The organism is Lysinibacillus sp. CNPSo 3705, from assembly GCF_028674935.1.
Taxonomy (GTDB): domain Bacteria; phylum Bacillota; class Bacilli; order Bacillales_A; family Planococcaceae; genus Lysinibacillus.
Genome location: NZ_JAQZSD010000067.1, coordinates 1 through 21,891, shown reverse-complemented (window position 1 = coordinate 21,891; position 21,891 = coordinate 1). Strand labels below are relative to the sequence as shown.

Annotated in this window: 17 protein-coding genes and 1 pseudogene; 12 read left to right on the top strand and 6 right to left on the bottom strand. The window is 34.1% G+C overall.

Going from position 1 to position 21,891, the window contains the following annotated elements:
- The first annotated feature begins 176 nt into the window (after positions 1-176).
- Entirely contained in the window at positions 177-3,386 is a 3,210-nt protein-coding gene (locus tag PVA17_RS20805; RefSeq protein WP_274068819.1) for an NEAT domain-containing protein, read from the top strand.
- 557 nt (positions 3,387-3,943) lie between these two features.
- Here the strand turns inward: PVA17_RS20805 and PVA17_RS20800 are convergent.
- Positions 3,944-4,270 (bottom strand): heme oxygenase, encoded by a 327-nt coding sequence (locus PVA17_RS20800; protein WP_132359509.1) that lies wholly within the window; start codon positions 4,268-4,270, stop codon positions 3,944-3,946.
- Between the two features lie 213 nt (positions 4,271-4,483).
- Between PVA17_RS20800 and PVA17_RS20795 the strand changes: the two genes are divergently transcribed.
- The 4 genes from PVA17_RS20795 (at position 4,484) to hemH (ending at position 8,619) form a co-directional block, all read left to right on the top strand.
- The gene (locus PVA17_RS20795) at positions 4,484-5,458 is read left to right on the top strand and encodes an ABC transporter substrate-binding protein (protein ID WP_274068818.1); all 975 of its coding nucleotides are present in this window, start codon (positions 4,484-4,486) and stop codon (positions 5,456-5,458) included.
- A 223-nt stretch (positions 5,459-5,681) separates the two neighbouring features.
- On the top strand, positions 5,682-6,710 hold the full coding sequence (locus tag PVA17_RS20790) for a FecCD family ABC transporter permease (RefSeq protein ID WP_274068821.1): 1,029 nt from the start codon (positions 5,682-5,684) through the stop codon (positions 6,708-6,710).
- Positions 6,697-7,485, top strand: a complete 789-nt coding sequence (locus tag PVA17_RS20785; protein WP_483308041.1) for an ABC transporter ATP-binding protein — start codon at positions 6,697-6,699, stop codon at positions 7,483-7,485. Before PVA17_RS20790 ends, PVA17_RS20785 begins: the two co-directional genes overlap by 14 nt.
- A gap of 225 nt (positions 7,486-7,710) precedes the next feature.
- Positions 7,711-8,619, top strand: coding sequence for a ferrochelatase (gene hemH / locus PVA17_RS20780; RefSeq protein WP_274068817.1), 909 nt, complete (start codon positions 7,711-7,713; stop codon positions 8,617-8,619).
- Positions 8,620-8,877: 258 nt separating this feature from the next.
- On the opposite strand, the gene PVA17_RS20775 is transcribed toward hemH, so the two are convergent.
- The 3 genes from PVA17_RS20775 to PVA17_RS20765 all read right to left on the bottom strand — a co-directional run bounded on the left by PVA17_RS20775 (position 8,878) and on the right by PVA17_RS20765 (position 11,249).
- Positions 8,878-10,179 carry an alpha/beta hydrolase family protein gene (locus tag PVA17_RS20775; protein ID WP_274068816.1) on the bottom strand — a complete coding sequence of 434 codons (1,302 nt, stop codon included), beginning with the start codon at positions 10,177-10,179 and terminating at the stop codon, positions 8,878-8,880.
- 188 nt (positions 10,180-10,367) lie between these two features.
- Positions 10,368-10,799, bottom strand: coding sequence for a DUF3021 family protein (locus PVA17_RS20770; protein ID WP_132359499.1), 432 nt, complete (start codon positions 10,797-10,799; stop codon positions 10,368-10,370).
- A gap of 12 nt (positions 10,800-10,811) precedes the next feature.
- Positions 10,812-11,249 carry a LytTR family DNA-binding domain-containing protein gene (locus tag PVA17_RS20765; protein ID WP_274068815.1) on the bottom strand — a complete coding sequence of 146 codons (438 nt, stop codon included), beginning with the start codon at positions 11,247-11,249 and terminating at the stop codon, positions 10,812-10,814.
- A 399-nt stretch (positions 11,250-11,648) separates the two neighbouring features.
- Between PVA17_RS20765 and PVA17_RS20760 the strand changes: the two genes are divergently transcribed.
- From PVA17_RS20760 to PVA17_RS20745, 4 genes and pseudogenes are all read left to right on the top strand, one after another.
- Positions 11,649-12,185, top strand: coding sequence for a PadR family transcriptional regulator (locus PVA17_RS20760; protein WP_132359494.1), 537 nt, complete (start codon positions 11,649-11,651; stop codon positions 12,183-12,185).
- Positions 12,186-12,206: 21 nt separating this feature from the next.
- Positions 12,207-13,946 carry a DHA2 family efflux MFS transporter permease subunit gene (locus tag PVA17_RS20755; protein WP_274068814.1) on the top strand — a complete coding sequence of 580 codons (1,740 nt, stop codon included), beginning with the start codon at positions 12,207-12,209 and terminating at the stop codon, positions 13,944-13,946.
- A gap of 230 nt (positions 13,947-14,176) precedes the next feature.
- Positions 14,177-14,359 (top strand): annotated as a pseudogene (locus PVA17_RS20750) (23S rRNA (adenine(2503)-C(8))-methyltransferase ClbB); the annotation flags it as partial.
- A gap of 492 nt (positions 14,360-14,851) precedes the next feature.
- On the top strand, positions 14,852-16,330 hold the full coding sequence (locus PVA17_RS20745) for an Lsa family ABC-F type ribosomal protection protein (protein ID WP_274068813.1): 1,479 nt from the start codon (positions 14,852-14,854) through the stop codon (positions 16,328-16,330).
- Positions 16,331-16,549: 219 nt separating this feature from the next.
- On the opposite strand, the gene PVA17_RS20740 is transcribed toward PVA17_RS20745, so the two are convergent.
- Together PVA17_RS20740 and PVA17_RS20735 are read right to left on the bottom strand one after the other, a co-directional pair.
- Positions 16,550-17,398, bottom strand: coding sequence for an MBL fold metallo-hydrolase (locus PVA17_RS20740; RefSeq protein ID WP_274068812.1), 849 nt, complete (start codon positions 17,396-17,398; stop codon positions 16,550-16,552).
- A gap of 866 nt (positions 17,399-18,264) precedes the next feature.
- Positions 18,265-18,375, bottom strand: coding sequence for a YjcZ family sporulation protein (locus PVA17_RS20735; RefSeq protein WP_132359486.1), 111 nt, complete (start codon positions 18,373-18,375; stop codon positions 18,265-18,267).
- Between the two features lie 650 nt (positions 18,376-19,025).
- Between PVA17_RS20735 and PVA17_RS20730 the strand changes: the two genes are divergently transcribed.
- The 3 genes from PVA17_RS20730 (at position 19,026) to PVA17_RS20720 (ending at position 21,674) form a co-directional block, all read left to right on the top strand.
- Positions 19,026-19,526 carry a S4 domain-containing protein gene (locus PVA17_RS20730; protein ID WP_274068811.1) on the top strand — a complete coding sequence of 167 codons (501 nt, stop codon included), beginning with the start codon at positions 19,026-19,028 and terminating at the stop codon, positions 19,524-19,526.
- Between the two features lie 445 nt (positions 19,527-19,971).
- Positions 19,972-20,799 (top strand): hypothetical protein, encoded by an 828-nt coding sequence (locus PVA17_RS20725; protein ID WP_274068810.1) that lies wholly within the window; start codon positions 19,972-19,974, stop codon positions 20,797-20,799.
- 410 nt (positions 20,800-21,209) lie between these two features.
- Positions 21,210-21,674 carry an aminoacyl-tRNA deacylase gene (locus PVA17_RS20720; RefSeq protein WP_132359480.1) on the top strand — a complete coding sequence of 155 codons (465 nt, stop codon included), beginning with the start codon at positions 21,210-21,212 and terminating at the stop codon, positions 21,672-21,674.
- The last annotated feature ends 217 nt before the right edge of the window (positions 21,675-21,891 follow it).

The following is a 21,891-nucleotide window of genomic DNA, read 5'->3' as shown; positions in this document are numbered from 1 at the left end:
GTTGTATACTTTATAACATCCAATTAATGAATAGATGTTTTTCTTTTAACTTTAATTGAGAATGATAATCATAATCATTTGGGTTAGGGGTAGTAATAGTAAAATCTTTTAATACATAAAGGAGGTAGAAACGCACAGGAAGATCGAAATAATGAAAAATTCAGGAGGTCAAAGTAGTGAAGAAACTTTTACAATATGTAGCAATGGTAATGCTAATTTTAGGTACAATATTACCGAGCTTTGGAATGGAAGTAAAGGCGGAGGAGAATACCGAAGCTAACTGCACAATTGACTATTCATCAAATATCAAAATTCTCAATGAACAACAAACAGCAGATTCAATGATGAATAGCTATGTCGATAAGAAAGCTACTGTTAAACAAAAAGATGGTCAATATACGGTAGACATTACGGTGCCAAAAGAATATAAAACGTGGTACCAGGATTTTAAAGTTGAATCAGGTGGCGAATTAAAAGCAGCTATTGGAAAAATAACAGACATGAATGACAACGATATTTACACGTTCGTAGTCGACCAATATGAGGAAACAATAAAAGCATGGGTTGATGTTTACATTCCAGCTCTATCTTACGACCATGATTATATTGTGTATCTAGCTATTTCAAATGTTGCGGAGATTGACCGGGGTTGTGAAGAAGTACCAGATCAACCAAATCAATCGGAACAGCCAGATCAACCAGATCAACCAGAACAGCCAGAACACCCAGATCAGCCAGGGCAAAATACAGATGAAGTTATCACAGAAAATGTTCCTTTCACATTTTTAACAAATAATAAGTCATATGATACGTATTTTAAAAGCTATATTAACTATGCTGATTTAGCGACTGTTGGTGAAGAAAAATATGCATATATTAAACTAACAGGTCACACATATGCATTTACTACAATAAAAGTAGGCAATGAAAATGGAGAAGACGTAAAAATCGTAAGCTCTGAAGGAGAAGGAAAATCATTAGTGCGCGTCATAAAAGTAAAGTTAGACGCTAATTTAAAGGCTACAGTAATTATGTCAGGTGAAAATTATCCAGCAACGCCGTTTACATTTGATTTTATACCGGTAAAAGAATCAGTTGTATATTTACCTGAACATTTCAACAAGAACAATCAAGTAATTGAGTTTGGACTGACTCCAGTCAACTCTGGTGCACCCGCTCACACAATAATCGGATTACATTTAGGACAAGCATATGCAACAAAAACAGTAGATAATAAGATTGCCGTAACAATGAATCTAGTTGTAAATGATACGATGAAGGGCTTTTCTGTACAACAAGGAAATAAAACAGTTGCAAAATGGACAGCAGGCAGCACAAAAAGTGAAAGGACAGCTAAAAATGTAATTAAATTTACAGTAGATTCATTAGAAAATTTAGCTTTTACGTTAACAACTGAGCGAAATGGGACTGCTTCAACAATGAGTGCGACAGTTGAAAAAGTACTATTAACTGGCGAAATTGCTGAGCAGGAGGAGAGTAGTTCAGAAGGAAATACCAACGGCAGTGAATCTGGTTCTGGGGAGAACAATAATAATTCAAATACCGATGGCAATAACAATTTTAACACTGGAAACACTGAACAATCAACTAATGGGCTGTATACAGCAAACTTTACGTTCTTAAATGAATCAGGTACTGGTAGTTCTATTATGAACACATATGTAGATAGTCAGGCATATGTAGTGAAAAATGGTTCTTCATATCAAGTTCAATTAACACTAAAAAATAGTTCATGGATTACTGGATTTACAGTGAATGGTGCAACACCAAGTACGATTAGCGACACAAATGATTTACGAATTGTTCAATTTACAGTATCGAGTTTATCTAAGCTTCAAAATGCGTGGGTAAAAGTAGATATTGCGGATCTTAACTATCATCATAATTATAATATTCTATTAAAATTTGATGAAGCCTCACTTTCAAAGATCAATAATAGTACAACATTCCCGAGTACAGGTGGTTCAACTAATAGCAATCCAATTAATAGCCATTCAACAAATAACATTTCAATTAATAACAATTCAACTAAAAACGGAACAAAAATAGAAGGAACTACAGGGAACTTAAATCAAGAGGGAGTAGCTAGATTTGAATTTGCAAAGAATGCAAAAGAAATAGCTGTATTCCTACAAAAAGCAAAAACAGTATTTGAAGATAACAAATATAAAGTTACGCTTTCATTAAATATTGGGAATAACTTACAGAAATTTATTGTGAAACAAAATAGTAAAGAAATTGCAAACTGGTCTAATAAAGTAGCTTCATTAGTACCTGTTGCAAATGCAAAAACAGCAACACTTTCATTTGAAGCTGATACACTAGATAACCTTGTTTTCGAAGCAGTAACGACTGATAAGACTATTTCCACAAATGTCACAGCAACTACGACAAATGAAAAGATTACTCGTCAGTCAATTAAGTACAACATGCAGGCTGATCCAAATGGTAAAATGGCTGAATTTATTACGAACTACTTAGCGCCATATTTCACGAAATCAGAATTAGTTACGATTGACGGTAAACGTTACATCGAAATGACACTAATTGGTAAAGCATACGGCTTTGCGACTCTTGCTTATATTGATGGAAATGGTAAGCAACAAAATATTGAAGTTATAAGTTCTACAGGTGAAAAAATGGATCAAGTACGAGTTGTTCGTTTGCCATTAGTTCAAGATAGCAATGGCGTAACTAAAATATTCGTAGATTCAGGAGATTTAGGTTATGGGGCGTACACATTATTCTTTACGTTTGATGTACCAGTTTTAGAGGGAGAACCAAATAATAACGCTAATAATTCTAATAATAAACTCGAAAATCCTTTTACAGATATCGAGAATATATTCAGTAAGGATGAAATTTTAGCTTTATACGCGGCTGGGATTACAACAGGTACAACACCAACGACATTTAGTCCAAATAAAAATATAACTCGTGCACAATTTGCAGTGATGATGGCTCGAGCTCTAAATATTCAATCAGCTAAAGAAACTACGTTTACGGATGTTAAAGGTCATTGGTATGAAAAAGAAGTACAAGCACTTGCAGAGGCCGGTATTGTGACAGGTATAAATTCAAAAACATTTAACCCAACGGCAAATATAACACGTCAGCAAGCAGCAGCAATGATATTACGTATGCTTGAATACAAAGGCTATAAAGCAACAGTTGATAAAAATGTTTTATCATACAAAGATGCTAGTAAAGTATTTGACTACGCAAAGCATGCAGTATCAGAATTACAAGTAAAAGATATCATGACGGGGTCTAATGGCTATTTTAACCCAGAAAATAATTTAACACGTGCAGAACTGGCGAAAATTTTAAAACGATCACTACAATTAGTAAATTTAATGGATTAATAATTTAAGTAAAGCACTATTACTATCCCATAAGCTCTGTCTTTACTATTTAATTCATAGTAAAGATCGGATAAGGTGACTATGTGTTCCTGTGAAGTAGTCAGCTCAAGCTATTCCCATGGGAGTCTTACACCGTTGCCTTATCCAATAGCAAAAAAATGCAATTCAAATTGACATCGAATTGCATTTTTTATACGTACTTATATTTTTCAGCAATTGTTTTATGTAACGAAAGCGTAGCGACAGTTCAGAAATCACCGATTTGAAAAAAAACTAAAAAAGCACACTTATATTTAAGTGTGTACTTTTCTAGGCATAAGGAAATGCATATGAAAAATTAATTTTTTTATTTGCACCAGTAAAGAGGAAGTGTTCTAAACATAAAATTTGACTAATAAGATCTCGCAAAAGTAAAGCGTTCTTAGACGATTGCCGTAAACTCGATGACAATAACATCTAAGAACGTATAATTATTATTCTTGAATTTTTACTGTTAATTCAAAGAGTGATTTAGGGATTGGAGCACTTTCACCTTTTAAGAGATCCATAGACTTAAATTACTTTACTAAAGTAGCAGCAATTTCAGAAATAACAACCCGGTTACCTATTATTGGAGACGGTGCACCGTTTTCTTTGTTATCAATCTCTTCACGGCGGTGTACATTTTTAAAGTCTTCAGATTCGCGCCAAGCTTTAAATTGCTCGACTGTATCCCAAAACATCATAACGTTCATTTCATCATGATCTTCTGGTTCTGAGCAAACGTTCACTTCAACTTTATTAAATCCTTCCCAGTTCAATAAATATTTACCGGATATAAATAATGGTGCCATTTTATGAGCGAAGCCTTTTTTTACTAAAATACGGTTAGTAACTGTAATCATTTATATTGACCCCTTTTTTAATAAGTTTAATTGATAGTGATTATCATTATCAATTAAAACATACATTAATTGTATAATGCAATAAAAAATATTAAAAAAAACCAAAAAAAACGTTTGTTGACAATCATAATTATTTAAAATAGAATCATAAACAATCATATGAGAATGATTCTCAATTCGAGTTTTTAATAAAAAGAAAAGGTTGGTAGTAACATGAAAAACTTTAAATTTTTATTAGTAGGTGCGTTGGCATTATCATTAGCAGCATGTGGAGGGGAAAGCAAAACAGCGGATGTTAATGCTTCAGTAGACCAAGTAGATATGGAACAACAAACACTTGAAACAGGGGGAGCTTTAACATTTATAGATGACCTTGAGAATAAGCATGAGTTTAAAGCAACGCCGGGTTCAGTTGCGACGTTAAATCCAGGAATGATGGATATTTTACTCGAGTTAGGTGCAAACGTTACTGGTCGACCAACGATTACATCCGATAGGGGGGCAGAAGTAGAAGCTATTCAAGAGATAGGTAACCCGCATGAACCATCATTCGAGCAAATAGCTGCATTGAATGCGGAAATACTCATTGTGCCACCAAGCTTCCAGCAGTTCGCTACAACGGTAGAAGCGACAGGTACGAAAATTGTCTACTCAAACATGAATTCAGTCGATGATATTAAAAAAACAATTAAAAAGTATGGAGCGTTATTTAATAACACAGCAACAGCAGAAAAGTTAGTTGCACAAATTGATGAAAAAATTGCAGAAGGCACTACAGGTTCAACGTTAGACGCTCTTATCGTTTATGGAGCACCAGGTACATATTTAGCTGCGCTTGATAATTCGTTATACGGAGATATTTTAAATAAAGCAGGTGGTAAAAATATCGCAGCTGATCTACCAGCGACAGATAAATATCCAACTTACGCAAATTTAAGTGTAGAGAAAATTGTTGAGCGTAACCCAAAAGTAATCATGCTGATTACGCACGCGAAACCAGCGGCAGTAAAAGAAGGTTTTGAAAAACAATTAAAAGAAAATGCAGCGTGGAAAAATTTAGATGCAGTAAAAAACGATCAAATCATCATTTTACCAGCAGAATTGTTTGACAATCCTGGTACGCAAGTCGTAGAAGCGATTGACTATATGCGTGGAGTTTTGAAGACAGCTAAAGAAGCAGTTAAATAATTTTTTATCTTCATTCACCAAATGAATGCAATTTTGATTACTTTTTCAGTGAGTGCCCAAACACCTACTGAATGAAGATAAAGCCTCCGGCGGATGTCACGGATTTACAAAGGAATGAATTGTGCGGGCACAATTCAAAATCTGGACGCAATGTTTATCTGTAGCGCAAGCAAAGCGACAGTGGCAAATACGCCAAGGCAAAATTGATTGTGAGGAAATAACGATGATAACAGAAGAGGAAAAATACGCCCACCCTCTTGCTAAAAAACGAAGAATGGCGCTTATTGTGTTACCGATACTTTTAGTCATAGTGAGTGTCGCTAGCCTTATGATAGGGCAAGTTTCATTTTCAGTAAGTGAAGTGATTAGTGGGATTTTTAGTTCAGAAGATACAATGGCACGCCGAATCGTATGGGAAATCCGTTTGCCCCGTATATTAACGGGTATCATTGTTGGTGTTTGTTTGGCTATTGCAGGTTCAATTTTACAAGGTGTAATGCAAAATCCATTAGCTGATCCAGGGGTTATTGGGATTACTGCTGGCGCTGGAATTATGGCTGTAGCAGTTATGGTCGTGTTTCCTGGCTATATAATATATTTACCTATTGCAGCTTTTTTAGGTGCTTTTGTCGCTGCAATGATTGTGTATGCATTATCGGTAAAAAAAGGTGGTACATCCCCAATGCGAATTATTTTAGTAGGGGTAGCCATTAATGCATTATGTGGTGCAGGAACAAATGCACTAATGATTCTTTATAGCGATCGTGTGCAATCTGTACTGCCGTGGTTGTCTGGTGGTTTAACAGGTGTTGGTTGGGTGCAATTTAAGATGATTATTTACTATGTCATTGTAGCAATTATAGTATCAGTTTATGCAATCAAACATATTCGTATAATGCGTCTAGGAGACGAAATGGCAAGCCTTTTAGGACACAATGTTGAACGAAGTAGATTCTTTTTAATTGTATTGAGTACGTTATTAGCAGGGATTGCGGTAAGTGTGGCCGGTTTAATTGGATTTGTTGGTTTAGTTGTACCGCATATTTTACGGCTTATTATCGGTGGGGATCATAAGTATTTAATACCTGCTTCAGCTTTGGCTGGTGGCTTACTTGTTGTTTTTGCCGATACAATTGCGAGATCAATATTTGATCCTATTGAGGTTCCTGTTGGAATATTATTAGCATTCATCGGAGGACCGTATTTCTTATATTTAATCCATAGAAAGGGGAATTCCATTGCTACGAACTGAGCACATTAATTACCAACATGAGTTCACCAATTTCCGGTTAGATGATATTAATTTGAAAATTAATGAAGGAGAAGTTGTTAGTTTAATAGGACCGAATGGCTCGGGGAAATCAACATTATTACGAGTGATTTCACGTCTTTTAAAACCGAATACGGGTATAGTCTATTTAGATGAGCGAAACATTCATGAAATGAAGTCTAAAGAAGTGGCTAAAACGCTAACGATGCTCCCACAAATGAATAGTCATCAATTAGATTTAACTGTGCGTGAGTTAGTAGAGTTTGGGCGTCATCCGCATAGCGGACGGAAAACGGTCCTATCAAAAGAGGATATAGAAATTGTCGATTGGGCAATTGAAGTAACTGGATTAAAACATTTGCAAAATCGAGTATTGCCATCGATGTCTGGCGGAGAACGCCAACGTGCTTGGATTGCAATGACTGTAGCACAGCATCCAAAAGTGTTGCTACTAGATGAACCAACAACATATCTAGATATTGCACATCAATTAGAAGTGATGGAGCTCGTAAAAGAGTTAAATCATAAATACAATATGACAGTTATAATGGTGTTACATGATATTAACCAAGCTGCACAAAATAGCGAACGTTTGATTGTACTAAAAAAAGGGAAAATACATTATGATGGTTCACCACATTGTGTATTATGTAAAGAAATGTTCCAATCAATTTTTGATATTGATGCTGAAATTTATATACAAGGTGGAAAACCAATATTTACCCCGGTAAAATTGTGCGCAAATCCTTGTAAATGATGTTAGCTTCCTACAAAAACAAGAAGTTTCTCTATAATAATAGAATTCTGAAATTTACCAAAAACAACCTAATTAAAAGTAAATGCTATTTTTAGATAGGTTCATATCCACGAATATAAACGTGCTTCCTGTTTATTTCACCCTTTACAATATGTTTAGTTTATAAAGATGGAATCGGAAAAATCTTAAAAATTTACTAATGACACTGAAAAAAGGAGCTTTTAAATGATTGGTATAATTTATTACGCTTATGGTGCACCGAAATCTTTAGACGATGTTACACCCTATTTTTCACATATTTTGAATGGTAAAACGCCACCACCTCAAATGATTGAAAAAATTACAGCACAATTTAAAAAATTAGGTGGTGTTGATCCATTAGCAGCAAATACGAGCCGTATCGCTAAAGGGCTAGAACATACTTTACAGCAGCGCTTAACACAGAATGTAAAAGTATATAACGCATACAAACATACCGAACCTTACATTTCACAGGTTGTTGACACAATGCTTGAAGATGGAATCACAACTTTCATTACGCTACCTGTGAATCCGATAATGTCTTTGTCAGGTGCTGGTGCGTTTTATGATGAAGTAAGTGCGTTATTAGCCTCACATGACGTTACGGTCATTCATGCGAAAGGTTGGCATTTACATGCTGAATTACTTGCTGTATATAAAGATCGCATTCAACGTGCTTACGAATGGATTCCTGCTGGAAAACGGGCTCAGACTCATGTCTTATATACTGTACATAGTCAGCCAATTGATCCAGAGCGAAACGACATATACGTACGACAGTTTTCTGAATTATCAGAGGCCATTTCAAAAGCTACTCAAATAGACAACTGGCATATTACATATCGAAGTGGTCATGGTAAAGTTGACTGGCTTGGTCCAGATGTAAAAGATATGATTTATACATTAAATGCAGAGGGTGCTCAGGGTTTCGTCACATGTGAACTACTTTCGCTTTCAGCGGATATTGAGTCCTATTTTGAAATCGGAAGTGACTGTCAGAGAATTTGTGAAGAACTTCAAGTTGACTTTGCCCAAGCGGAATTTCCAGGTGATAGCTACGATACCATTCAAGCATTAGCTACCATTGTCGAATCATTTATTCCAACAAAATAACATATGTGTTATAAGGCTCGGTCACTTTTGACAGCTACTTATGGAAAGATTGAAAAAGGCTTAGGAGACATTCCTAAGCCTTTTTGGTAGTTTTCAATGAAAGAAAAGTGGATATACCTTTGTTGGCGTTCGCTACACCGAGTGCTGGCGGACTATACGTAACTCAGCAGGTAAGAGACAGCGGAAGATATAATTTTCTATTTTGATGACAAAAAACAACACTTACAAGTATTTGACAAAGTGCGGCAGAAACTCTGTTCAATATGTCTCTTCGGGAGTGAAATGGCCGATTCCTTTTAATTCAAAGTCAAAAAATTTAAGAATTAATTCATTTTCAGTTTCAATACAGTAATATTTATCAATTTCGGCTTTTCCTCCTTGTATAAAATATGTCAGAATAGGAGAGAAAAGCGACAAGTCGGTCAAGCTTAAATGTTTCGCCCCTTTAAGATGAGTAGTATATGCTCCTTCGAACTGTTTATTATTGAGTTTGTTCGTTACATAAACAGGAGTACGGTCCAGTTGAATCCAAACATCGTCAGAATAAATGTTAAAAAGAGGGGTTGTGTAGGCTTTGCTGCTTGCCATAAAATTATCATCCGATTTGTTATAAACAAGTTCACTATAGAAAGGGGCATCGATGTTTACTACTGCACTTACATCATTGCGTGCTCTACCTAGCCACACACTTGCAGCACCTCCCATTGAGTGTCCAAACACACCAATCTTCTCTGTATTGATATGTTGAAAAATAGGGTTATTGTCACTTTTGGCTTTTGCTAGTACTGTATCAATGACAAAATTCATATCGTCTGTTCGTAGTTTCATCCATTTTTGGATAATATTATAGCGTTCTTCATTCGAGTAAACACCTTTATTTGCATTTTCGACTTCATTTTTAAAATCTGAATTGACCATCGTTACTTTTCCATCCTCTGATTGAGTATAGAAGGAATGATAAGGATGATCGATGGAAACGACTACATACCCGTGGCTTGCTAGCTCAGTAAAAGTAGATTCGTTGCTTGTCTTAATACCATATGCTCCATGTGAGAATACTAATAGAGGGTATGTTCCATCTGCGTTTTTAGGATACCAAAATTCCACATTAACACTTCTGTTGTCCTCCTTATTAGAAAACACCTCCATACGATTCCTGTCAATATATGTGTCAGTAGCGGTTGCGACTTCATATTCTCCTGTCACTTTTGGTAATTGATACTGTGGAAAAATAATGACAGGTGAGAGTACAAAGACAAATATTAATATCATCATAATGGACTTCCACACAATGTTAGAAGTTTTGTATTGTTTGATATTCGTTTTCTTAAGAATAAGAGATACTGTCCCTTTAACGGCCAATAAGAAAAGAAGGATAGCAAGCATTACCCAGCTAAAACCCCAGACAATAACCGATGAAACAGTAAGTATTGCAAAAACAATAAATATAGCAATTCTAATCCAGTTCTTTAATTTTTTATGGTTTTGCTTAGTTGCTATGCAGTAGATTGCAAAAGCAATTTCGAAAATTAAAGCAATTACTAATAGTAATATTCCCATAGTCGTTCCTCCACCTCATTAGAAAAATTTTTATGAAATTATCATAATAAACAGCTGGAAGGATGTATATGGAAAAACAGTAAGTTGTATTTATAAGGCAATAAGATGCAAAAAAACGGTAAGCTCAAAATGCTTACCGTAAAATAATCTGTTGCAGCCGATTACTGTACTGCTTATTGATTTTCTGTTTACTCATCAACGTCTTTCTTAAATGTCTTTAGTTTTTCATTGATTTTTTTTGCATCTTTTTTATCATTTTGCCATGACAGTAGATGAACAATGATATAGATTACCGCAATTTGCAGTGCAAGAATGATGACACCCTGACCAGTTACAAGATTCAAAGCGCTAGCAAGAACAATCAATAAAATCTCCAAAGTGAAGAAATGAATAATAATTCTTATACGCATTTTCTTCTCACTTAGATCATTTGGAGAATAAAAAATAAATTCCGTTAGGGCACCTAAAAATGAAAATGCCATAAGGATATAAATCGACTTCAAATCAAAGGCCATGTCAGGATGATACATTTGTCGCAACAAAGTAATAATCATGATTATGGATGCGAAGATGATAAAGAAATTCTTAATTATCTTTTGCACAAATTCCAAAAAATTCATATGTATCCCTCTTTACAAACCAAGCATATTTTTAAGGACAGGCACATACTGCCTTGATATAACAGCTCGTTCTCCGTTATCCAGTACCGCTTCGAATCGACCACTTATAGTCGGATAAACAGATGAAATTTTGGTGATATTCAAAATGGTTGATTTCGATGCGCGAAAACAGTTTTTTCCTTTACATAATTCTTCTAACTCATATAGTTTTTGTTTTACCTCAAAAACGTTGTCCCTGCAATAAATAAACACTTTTCCCTCAACTGCCTCGAAATAATAGATATCATGGAGCTTAATGCGGTGAATACTATCGTTTTGATGTCCAAGTAAAATGATGTCTTCCGTTGTCAGCTTGTTAATGATTTCGTATACTTCGTCATCAACCTCATAACACCTAATAAGAATCTCTTCTTCTAATTCTTGGCTTATTTCTTCAATTGAAATTTTCAAATGATCACCCACGAAATTTCAAATTCTTTAAATCTATTCAGTTGTATAAACTTGCAAATGAAGCATAGCTAAATTGATTTGTTCAATCGACTATTAATATCTTTATATACAATTTTATACATTTCATCAGAATACTGTATAGATTTTATTTCATGATAGTAGCCAAAGTCGGCTAAGTCAAGTGTACGAAGGCACCTTATAGATAAAGTATGAGGAAAAATTACAATACCTACGATTTTCCTATTAGACTAGCGGAGGTAGCTGACATTTTAACAAAAAAGCTTATAAAAACTTTAATGGTTAAACTTTACAAACGAATAAACAAAATATATAATCAATAATTATATTAACAATGTTTATATGGTTGTTGGTTATATAAAAATGAATGAGGTGATTTTCTTGAAAGGAAGAGATGTTGTTTTAGGGTTACTCATGGAAAAAGAATTATCTGGTTATGATATAAAAATAGTTTTTGAAGATGTATTTTCTCATTTTTTTGATGGCAGTTTTGGAATGATTTATCCGACATTAAGACAGCTAGAAAAGGAAGGGAAAATAAAAAAAGAGGTTGTGATGCAAGAAGGTAAGCCGAATAAAAAAATGTATTTCATAACAGATGAAGGAAGAGAAGAGTTTTATCAATATATGAAGTCAGATGTAGAGAAGGAGGTTCTGCGTTCTGACTTTTTAATGCGCATGTATTTTGGGGATTATAGCGATACGAATACTATTAGAAAGTGGATTGAAGAGGAAATTGAGAGAAAAGAGGCGTATGTTACAGATCTCCGTTTAAAATACGAAAAATGGAAAGAAGCTATTACGTTTGCGGAAGAGATTTCTTTTGATGTTGGGATTGCAAGTTATACTGCACAAGTTGAAACATTAAAAAATAAATTGGCGCAATTAACAATACAAGAAAAAAGAGAAGGAAAGTAATACAAGTGAGTGGGGAATATTATGGAACAATCTAAAGGAATCAAAATCGTATTTTTAATGTGTCTAGGAATTTTCTTGTGTATGATTGATACGACAATTATGAATATTGCTTTACCAGCAATACAGGCTGATGTGAGTGCATCGTTGGAGAAAATGTCCTGGATATTGAATGTATATACGATGTCTATTGCGGTATTAGCAATACCACTAGGTCGGGTCGCTGATATCTTTGGAAAAGCAAAATTATATATTATAGGGTTAGTAATTTTTGGCATTGGTTCAGCATTATGTGCGCTTGCAAATACGGGCGATTTTCTTATTTTTTCTCGTTTTATTCAAAGTATAGGAGCTGCTATTTTGTTTCCAACAAGTATGGTAATTGGAGTTTCGGCGGTTCCAGTAGCAAAAAGGCATGTTGCGCTTGGTATTTTAGGGGTGACACAAGGATTATCTGCAGCCATAGGGCCTGTACTAGGAGGAGTTATTACACAACATCTAGGTTGGAGATGGGTATTCCTTGTTAATATACCGATTTGTGCCATTGGTATTGTTTTATGTTTCATTATGTTAATTATTAAGAATGAGGAACGAGTAGTTGCTAAAATCGATTGGACTGGATTAGTACTTTCTAGTTTGGCTATTTTCTTTTTCACACTTGTTTTAGTGAAAGGGAATACCTGGGGGTGGCTGAGCAACTTTGCATGGATATGTTATATCATCAGTACTATTTCTTTTATTTTATTTATATTAGTCGAAAGAAAAGTTACGTCACCGATGATAAATTTACTGTTATTTAAAGATCGAACTTTTGTCGGGGCCTCTATTGTAGTTATACTTAGTAATTTGTTTTTAATTGGGGTAACAGTTTTACTGCCAACGTTTCTCACAAAAATACAACATCGAACAGAAATTGAAGCAGCTTTCTTAGTGACACCTATTTCTGCCATGATATTTCTAGTTTCTCCATTTGCTTCACTGATTATGAAGAAGCTCGGTAAGGTTCAGGTAATATTAGTAGGATTTATAGTTATGAGTTTGGCTTATTATTGTTTACAGATGATAGGAGCAAATTCAACAAGTAAAGAAATTATCATTCCGTGTATGATTTTAGGTGTTGGATATGGTTTAGTTGTTGGGCCAATTACTATATTAACAGCCTCCACATTTGAGGGAGAATTATTAACCGCTTCTCAAAGTGTTGTGTCCATGCTTAGACAGTTAGGAATTGTACTGGCAGTGGCTATTTTTGTATCAGGCTTGACTCATAATTTGTCAATAAATAAAGGTAATGTTTTTCATTATGCGGAAGAAAAAGTGCATGGTCTTCATGTTGATAAAGCTGAGCAAGAGAAAATATTAACAGTAACAAAAGAAAAAATACAAAACAAAGAATTAGAGTCAAGTATAGAACAGAAACAGGGAACTAATAGTATTGGCCTAAGTCCACAACAAAAGGAAAGCATCATTGAAGAGAAAGTAAATAATGCACTAAATGAAGTCCCGGTACAATACAGAGAAATGAAACGGTCAGAAATTATTAATCAAGTAACGAAAGGGGTTGAAGAAAAAATCGAGGGTATAAGGAAAGAAATGGATGCATACGCGGATGATATTAGTCATTATGCTGAAAAAGAAATGGCAAAAAGTTTTACAGATTTATATAAAGTGAGTGTACCAATTATTTTGCTATGTAGCTTAGTCGCGTTTCTGTTCCGTAATAGAAAATTTGAAGTTGGTATTAAAAAGAGACAAAATGTATAGTTGCCCCAAGATTTAACAACTAAGTTTCATTGAGTAATTGAAAGGTTGGATTGTAATCAGATCCTTTTTATGAATTAAATCAGCGAACCATAATTAATCTATATAGACTGGCCAGTATTATAACAAATCTAAAATTACACTTTACATAAACTTACTTTCATATTTCAATTTACTCCTATAAAAATAGAGAGCTTATGGAAGGAATGAGAATGATGCAAGTAAAACTAAATAACCCAACCGTTAGTTCTCCTTTATGATTCGGCGAAATTAATGAAAGTCATGTTGTAAATTTTTATGAAAAATTAAAATCATCAGGTATTAATGTGACCATAAGAAGTCAATTTGGTATTGATATCGATGCATCTTGTGGTCAATTGTATGGCAATTACCAAAGGAGCAAAGCAATAATTTGAATGAAAGAAGAATGTTGAATTGTATTTCATAAAAAAATTTGGTAAAATGAAAATACAAATTATGAGAGGACTGATGAATGGACGATGATTAACTAAACTATATTTTTATTTGAAATGAACAACTTCAAACTTCAAATTACAAAATATAGGATTAGTCTGTCCATTTTTATAAATCAGTTTACGTTTTATTTGTCATGGTTCCAATGGCAAAAAAGAACACTTATTTAGTATAAGTGAATGACTAATCCTTCCAATTTCAAATTGGGAGGATTTTTTATGCTCTCATAGTTAAAACAAATTTTTTTAGTCTGTAACATAAATCAAAAACAAAGGAGAGAAAAAAATGAGCGATTCAGATACTATTGTTACGCATGTAATACTCCGTACAAGTCGTTAATATCCATCAAACTTATACGGAGAAATTAAAAATGGATGGATATGCCGACTTTGTATAAAAAGTAAAAAGTATTGCTATACAAAGGAGGAATTATCATGTCAATGATACAAGTTCAAAATTTAACTTTTTCTTATCCAAGTAGCTTTGACAATATTTTTGAAAATGTTAACTTTCAAATCGATACGGATTGGAAACTTGGATTTATCGGTCGAAATGGACGAGGAAAAACAACATTTTTTAATTTATTATTAGGGAATTATGAGTATAGTGGGAACATCAATTCTTCGGTGGAATTTAATTATTTCCCTTATCCAGTTTCGGATAAAAACAAGTATACGCATGAAATCATGGAAGAAATTTGCCCCCAAGCAGAAGATTGGGAAATTCTTCGTGAAATATCCTATCTGGACGTTGATGCCGAGGTTATGTATCGACCTTTTAAAACATTGTCAAATGGAGAACAAACTAAGGTGTTGCTTGCTGCACTTTTTTTGACGGAAGGTCAATTTCTATTAATTGATGAGCCGACCAACCATCTAGACACGGAAGCACGAAAGATGGTCTCTGAATATTTAAGGAAGAAAAAAGGGTTTATCTTAATTTCACATGACAGAATCTTTTTAGATGGATGCGTTGATCATATTCTATCTATAAATAGGGCCAATATTGAAGTCCAAAGCGGTAACTATTCTTCTTGGAAGTTGAATTTTGATAGACAGCAGGAACATGAAGAGGCAACTAATGAGCGTCTACAAAAAGATATAGGGAGATTAAAACAATCTTCAAAGCGTACATCAGGTTGGTCAAATCAAGTGGAAGCTTCCAAAAATGGAACAACGAATTCGGGTTCTAAGTTAGACAAAGGTTTTGTAGGACATAAAGCAGCAAAGATGATGAAGAGAGCAAAAAACCTTGAATCAAGGCAACAAAAAGCTATTGAGGAAAAGTCAAAACTGCTGAAAAATGTGGAAAAAACGGAGTCATTAAAATTAGAATCATTGGCGTTTCATTCAAATGAATTGATTGTTTTGGCTGATGTGTCTGTTCAGTACGATGACCAAATCGTGAATAAGCCAATTAGCTTTAAACTGGAACAAGGTGACAGAATTGTGCTTGATGGCAAGAACGGAAGCGGAAAAAGTAGTATCCTCAAACTAATTCTAGGAAATCCGATACAGCATACAGGCTCGATGTATGTTAGTTCTGGCCTTGTTATTTCCTATGTCCAACAAGATACTTCTCATTTGAAGGGAATGTTATCGGACTTTATTGAAGAGCATGGGATTGATGAAACGTTATTTAAATCGATTTTACGTAAGATGGACTTTGACCGAATTCAATTTGAGAAAGATATTGCTCATTATTCTGGTGGACAAAAGAAAAAGCTACTTATAGCCAAAAGTTTATGTGAAAAAGCGCATATCTATATTTGGGATGAACCGTTGAATTTTATTGATATTTATTCGCGCATGCAGATTGAAGAGCTTATTCAAAAATTTAATCCCACAATGGTTTTTGTTGAGCATGATCAAGCATTTCAACAAACAGTTGCAACCAAAACTATATTTATGTAGTTAAATTTGAAAAATGAATATGTAATTGAAGAATCCATTTTGAAACAATCTTTTTTCAAAATGGATTCTTTTATTTATCGTAAAATACCGGATTTTGAGTTGTATAAACTTTATTTTAAACAATAAAAAGAATGTGGACAAAGGTATGAAATTAGCCACAACTCAGTATGCTGAGGAAACTAGTATGCCAAAAGGTTAAAGGAGGTGGCTATTAATCAATTATTGTGATTGAATTATACGGTCATTAACAAATGCTTTTAAGAAAAATAATTCATTATCATTGGGGCCTCTTTTATTTTCTACCTTAAAGCATTTAATAGCATTTTCTAATGAGGTTGATTTTACAGCTCGACTTGCTGTTGTTAACTCTTCCCAATAAATATTCATTTCATTGGAATCACAGATCGATTCATGACCAAGTAAGAACCATTCAGCTTTATATTTTTTAATGTCTTGAATCATAGACAATAACAACGATTGCTTGAAATGAAATAGGTCATTTGTTGTTGTACAATATGCGGAATCACCTAAAAAAACAACTTCTTCATCCGGAATATAAATAATCGTAGAGTCATCTGTATGAGTACTTCTAATTTTTTCAATTAGGCAAACTTTATTACCTAAATCAATGGTTAATGTATTTTCAAAGATTAGATCCGGAGAATTCAATTTAAAACTATCTCTTTTTGGTATATTAGCTTGTATAATCTCCATATCCCGAGCACTTATCTTATTAGCTTTCACATATTTTTGAAGTGAATTATCATCAAACCTATAACTTTGCCATTCTTTTAACAATTCGTTTGTTCGACTATTAACGATAACAGTTGCTTCAAATTCATTCATACCAAGGAAGTGATCCCAATGAGCATGTGTAATTACCAAATATTTGATAGGTGGTACATTTAATTTGTCGATTTCAAGTAAAAAATCTTTAGCATGTTGTGTTGAATTGCCAGCATCTATAATTAGACTACATTGGTCACCACACACCAATCCTAACGTTGGTCGTTCATTATCATTTTGATTTGGTAAATAATAAATAGTATCACTTAATTTATTTAACATGTTATTTCTCCTCTACATCAGATATTAATTCTATGAAAGAGAAAATCTACATGTTTGTTGGAAAAAACATAATTTAAGATTTTCTCATTTTACTTTTTTACCATTGGACTGTACCTCCTTTTTTTGCTAAGGAAAAGCATAACACAATAAATTGATTTTTGCGAAAATTTAACGCGGTTGTTTTAGTGTAATTAACGTATTATTGGTGGTCTGTTTGTACACTGGATAATTCCTTTAACTGCTGTCTTTGCTTTAATGGCTATTTTATTACCTTCAGACTCAGTGGTAGTAAATGGCATCGCCAAACGAGTTCATATTTTAGATCGTATAATGAATTTAGTTCGTGGGGAATTTTTATCGGAATTAATCGCGTTTAAATATTCAGTTATGGTGATCGTAACGGGTTATTTTTCATTGAAATCAGGTATTAGAGATTTTCGGGGCATTAACAATATTTTGGATATGACTTCATCTTGGGCAGTATTGGAATAGTGGATTCAACATTTTACGTCATGCTACAAGTTCTATGCGAAGTCGTGGATAGAAGAGCCAAAATCGTGGATAGAAGAGCCAAAATCGTGGATAGAACAATCAGAATCATGGATAGAAGAGTCAAAATATGGAGAGAATACCCAACATGGCGGCTTGAGCCCTTTAGAAAGGTCGTTTTGCTAATAGTAAGACGGCTTTTAATGTATCTAACCAAGTTATAGTTGTTTTTTTAGCATTTGAGGGTTGAGTATGATAGAGACAGAGGAAAATTTAAAAGGGTCACCGGAGGATAATGACCCTTAGTATTTGAATGTGAAAGGTTAAATTATTATGACCTTCCAATAGTTATGAGCATTAGGGGGCGGTGTTGGGTATTAATAGACTCTCATGAAACTAGCGCCGACAATAATTAGAAGAATGAACAGAACAACAATTAACGCAAATGCTGAACCTGTGCCATAACCTCTACCACTACCACAAGACATAATTATTTCCCTCCTTTCTATAATTTATAGTATTCATAGTATTCGAGAACAATATTGATAATTATCTAGTTGTTTTTAAGTATTTTTAGAAAAGAAAATGATGACGATTTGAAATTGGAAGATGATTGGTGTTGAGTGCGTTAACAAGAATCAATGCTATAACATTGTGAGCTCTAAAGGGATAGGTTTTTATTTTAAATAAAACTGTTTTATGTTGTTTTCAAAACGGTGCTTATGATATATCGGGGCATAACTTTCGGACAATTTGAATTCCTCGGGTAAATCGGGCTGTGAATTTTTAGCAATATCAATAATTGAATAACACTCTAATGTATTTATGTGTAAGTATATGGTAATATTGGAATAACCCTATTTGGATAGAAAGGATACAGGAGAACACGTATGCCAAACTTTACTTTGTAATGATCAATAAATTGGATAGCATTACCCTCAAAAAAACAATGTTTTTCTCAAGGGGGTAGTATGCCCATTTTTCTCATTACAAAGGAACCAAGCAACCCTGTAGTCTCAATGCGTCAGGAGGTCCTTGTTTAGGATCTCCTTTTTTATTTAAACAATAAATTTTACATTGTACTGCGAGATATCCAAATAGATGCTTGCGTACCTTTATCTTAAGAGGTGAAGGATTAATGGTAAATATTACATTCCGCTGGAGACTTTCTCAAATACCAGAACGAACTGTCAAGAAGGACTGCAAAATGTGTGGGAGAATATCTGTTTTTACGGATACAAATGTACGAAGGCATAACGCAAATGGAAAAAATATATACCAATATGCAATATATAAATGCGAAAAAAATCATACGTGGAATAAAAAGTTAGCTATTTATAAAACGTTCTCAGAGCATGTTGCTGAAGTTGAGGAACAGAAAGAAGAAGCTTCAATATTATCAACGATTCCGATAATCAGCTTAGCAAAACAAGGAATAAAGGTGATATACATTGTATTAGATGATGTAATTGGCAAACACCGAATTGATAAAGTGCTTGCAATTCAAATTGAAGATTGGAGTCGATCACAGATCATAAAGAAAATTGAAGATGGAACGATTCAATTAAATGATCAAATCATTAAACCTAGTGCAAAATTGTCAAAAGGTGAACGCATTTCTATTTACATTGACAAATAAATTTCTTTCAAGGTCGCAACATGGTGAAGGGAGACATTTCCCTGCATCGATGCGACCTTTTGTTTGAGGGAGAAACTCACATAATAGCATAACAGGTGGATCGTGAAGTTTTAATGGTCAATTGAATAGTTTATTACAACTTTCTCCAGTTTAAGAGGGGAAATCAAATGGATAGGTTTAGCTTTAGTTTCTTTCGGCAACTTTAGCATGTATTACTCTCAAATTAGATTTTTTTGGAAAACGGTGAAACTGTTGTCATAAATGTACGTCTACTAAACGAATCCTAATTTTAGGAGGTGAAATATGAATTGTAATGAACGCTAACATACAGGTTTTACGGATTAAACAATGATGATGCTGCTCTTCGGGGTTTGAAAATAAAAGAAAATGGGTTTTCTTCCCGCAAAGGAAAAGAAGGATAGGAAAAATAAAGGGGGCCAATGCCATGAAAAAAATACTTTTCATTGTCATGTTTTTAAGTTTCAGTATAATAAGTGCATGCTCTGATCAAGAAGAACCTGTGCCGAACAAGTCGCAAGAAGAACAACAAACTAACGTGTCAAACAAGCCACAGGAAGAAGAGCGTCAATCACATGAAAATCAACAGGAAGCGTCTGAAATAAATAAAGGAAACATAGTAGCCTCTAATACACAAGCTGGTGTACTCAAAAATATGAAGGACCAGCTTAAAACTAATTTACCTATCATTTTACCAAAAGAACTTCCGATAACAAAAGGTACATTTTTAACTGCAACAACGAAGGCAGAAGCAAACCAAGTTGAAGTACTATTTTTTGAAAGTAAAGAGTATTTGCCACTCAATGATAGAAAGCTTAAAAATTCACAGACAGCTACAATTATAGCAAGGCTAGTAGTAAAGCAATATCCGAACGCTAAAGTAGCAAATGAGCAAATTTCATTTGTGAACTATAGTCAAAATGGTGGTCAAAAGGTTGATCTTGGCTATAACATTAAAGGTTATCAGGATGCTGGAGCTGGTTCGCTATGGACTGGTTGGAATGAGGGACGATGGGCATTAGCAACACATACACGAACAGACAATCCAGATGCAGGTGTGAAGCTTGCAAAAAAGGCAGTCCAATTTTTAGAAACACATATGCTTCCTATTCCAAAACAAAATGGTTGTGCGCGCTTAGATGTTTATAAATCAGGAAATATAATTGTTTGGCAGGACGAAAAACTTGTCTATACGCTTGACTTAATCAAAGAGCCGCTAAAAGCACTTGAAATTGCTGCAGCTTTTTACCATTAACAAATTCTAATTGGTGTGATGCAATAACTCGCTTTACCTCACTAAATTTGTTACGGGCTAAAACTAAGAGCCAGCATGTGAAGGGCATTTGAATAGTAGGATGCTCCCATATGGATTATGTTTTAGAGTATACGGTGAACAAAATAGGTTTAAATAGATTCGTAAAAATGTATAAATGTTAAGCGCCTGAGGTTGAAGACTCAGGCGTTTTTTGAGTAAGAGCTTGTTGGGAAGTGCCTATGAGATAAAGCAATTTGCAAAACGTTCATTACCATTATTGCTGATGGGTGAAGTTACATGGAAAATGATCTTCGTTTCTAGCGCAATTGCATGATTATTTAGTAGTGATTTTAAAACTTGTACTATTATGCTAATATTTACATAAATAAGAATATTAAAAGGAGACCTTTATGAATTCATATGAAACTAAAGTGAAGGAATTTTTAGACGCTAATGATGTAAAAGCTGAGCACTTCGTTTTTAATCAATCATGCCACTCTGTAAAAGAGGCTGCTGAAGCAGTTAATGGTTCGGAAGACGATTTTGTAAAAAATATTTGCATGATTGACTCAAATAATGAATTAATCGTTGCTATTGTAAAAGGAAACGATAGAGCTAGTACGACTCGTGTTGCCAAATCACTAAACATAGAAAAACCAAGACTTGCTAACGGCAATGAAATTATTGAACATACAGGCTTCCCACCAGGTGGAGTTCCTTCTTTTGGTTTTCAAGCAAAGTTTTTAGTGGATCCCAAAGTAACAAATATGGATGTCATATATACTGGTGGTGGTTCTGAAAACTCATTAGTTAAAATAAATGTTCAAGACTTATTAAGAATCAATCAAGGTACTATTATTAAAGTAAGTAAATAGCAATTTATCACAACCGTATATAGTGATGGAATTTAAAATTCCACTTTTGTAGCGTAACATGTTTCTTCAACAAGCTTGCACCGTTAGTTCAATAAAGATAAAAGAGCTACGTTTTAATGAGGGCACTGAAAAACTTACGTTTTCATAAAAACGAACCTTTCTCAGATAAAAATAAGGCACTTCTTGTTCAATTTTGAACAGGAAGTGCCTTATTTCT

What these genes read in the sequence shown, in the direction of transcription:
- PVA17_RS20730 (WP_274068811.1), top strand. Translation starts at nt 19,026, where the DNA reads ATGGTAAATATTACATTCCGCTGGAGACTTTCTCAAATACCAGAACGA.
- PVA17_RS20795 (WP_274068818.1), top strand. Translation starts at nt 4,484, where the DNA reads ATGAAAAACTTTAAATTTTTATTAGTAGGTGCGTTGGCATTATCATTA.
- PVA17_RS20775 (WP_274068816.1), bottom strand. Translation starts at nt 10,179, where the DNA reads ATGGGAATATTACTATTAGTAATTGCTTTAATTTTCGAAATTGCTTTT.
- PVA17_RS20770 (WP_132359499.1), bottom strand. Translation starts at nt 10,799, where the DNA reads ATGAATTTTTTGGAATTTGTGCAAAAGATAATTAAGAATTTCTTTATC.
- hemH (WP_274068817.1), top strand. Translation starts at nt 7,711, where the DNA reads ATGATTGGTATAATTTATTACGCTTATGGTGCACCGAAATCTTTAGAC.
- PVA17_RS20725 (WP_274068810.1), top strand. Translation starts at nt 19,972, where the DNA reads ATGAAAAAAATACTTTTCATTGTCATGTTTTTAAGTTTCAGTATAATA.
- PVA17_RS20720 (WP_132359480.1), top strand. Translation starts at nt 21,210, where the DNA reads ATGAATTCATATGAAACTAAAGTGAAGGAATTTTTAGACGCTAATGAT.
- PVA17_RS20735 (WP_132359486.1), bottom strand. Translation starts at nt 18,375, where the DNA reads ATGTCTTGTGGTAGTGGTAGAGGTTATGGCACAGGTTCAGCATTTGCG.
- PVA17_RS20800 (WP_132359509.1), bottom strand. Translation starts at nt 4,270, where the DNA reads ATGATTACAGTTACTAACCGTATTTTAGTAAAAAAAGGCTTCGCTCAT.
- PVA17_RS20740 (WP_274068812.1), bottom strand. Translation starts at nt 17,398, where the DNA reads ATGTTAAATAAATTAAGTGATACTATTTATTATTTACCAAATCAAAAT.
- PVA17_RS20745 (WP_274068813.1), top strand. Translation starts at nt 14,852, where the DNA reads ATGTCAATGATACAAGTTCAAAATTTAACTTTTTCTTATCCAAGTAGC.
- PVA17_RS20755 (WP_274068814.1), top strand. Translation starts at nt 12,207, where the DNA reads ATGGAACAATCTAAAGGAATCAAAATCGTATTTTTAATGTGTCTAGGA.
- PVA17_RS20790 (WP_274068821.1), top strand. Translation starts at nt 5,682, where the DNA reads ATGATAACAGAAGAGGAAAAATACGCCCACCCTCTTGCTAAAAAACGA.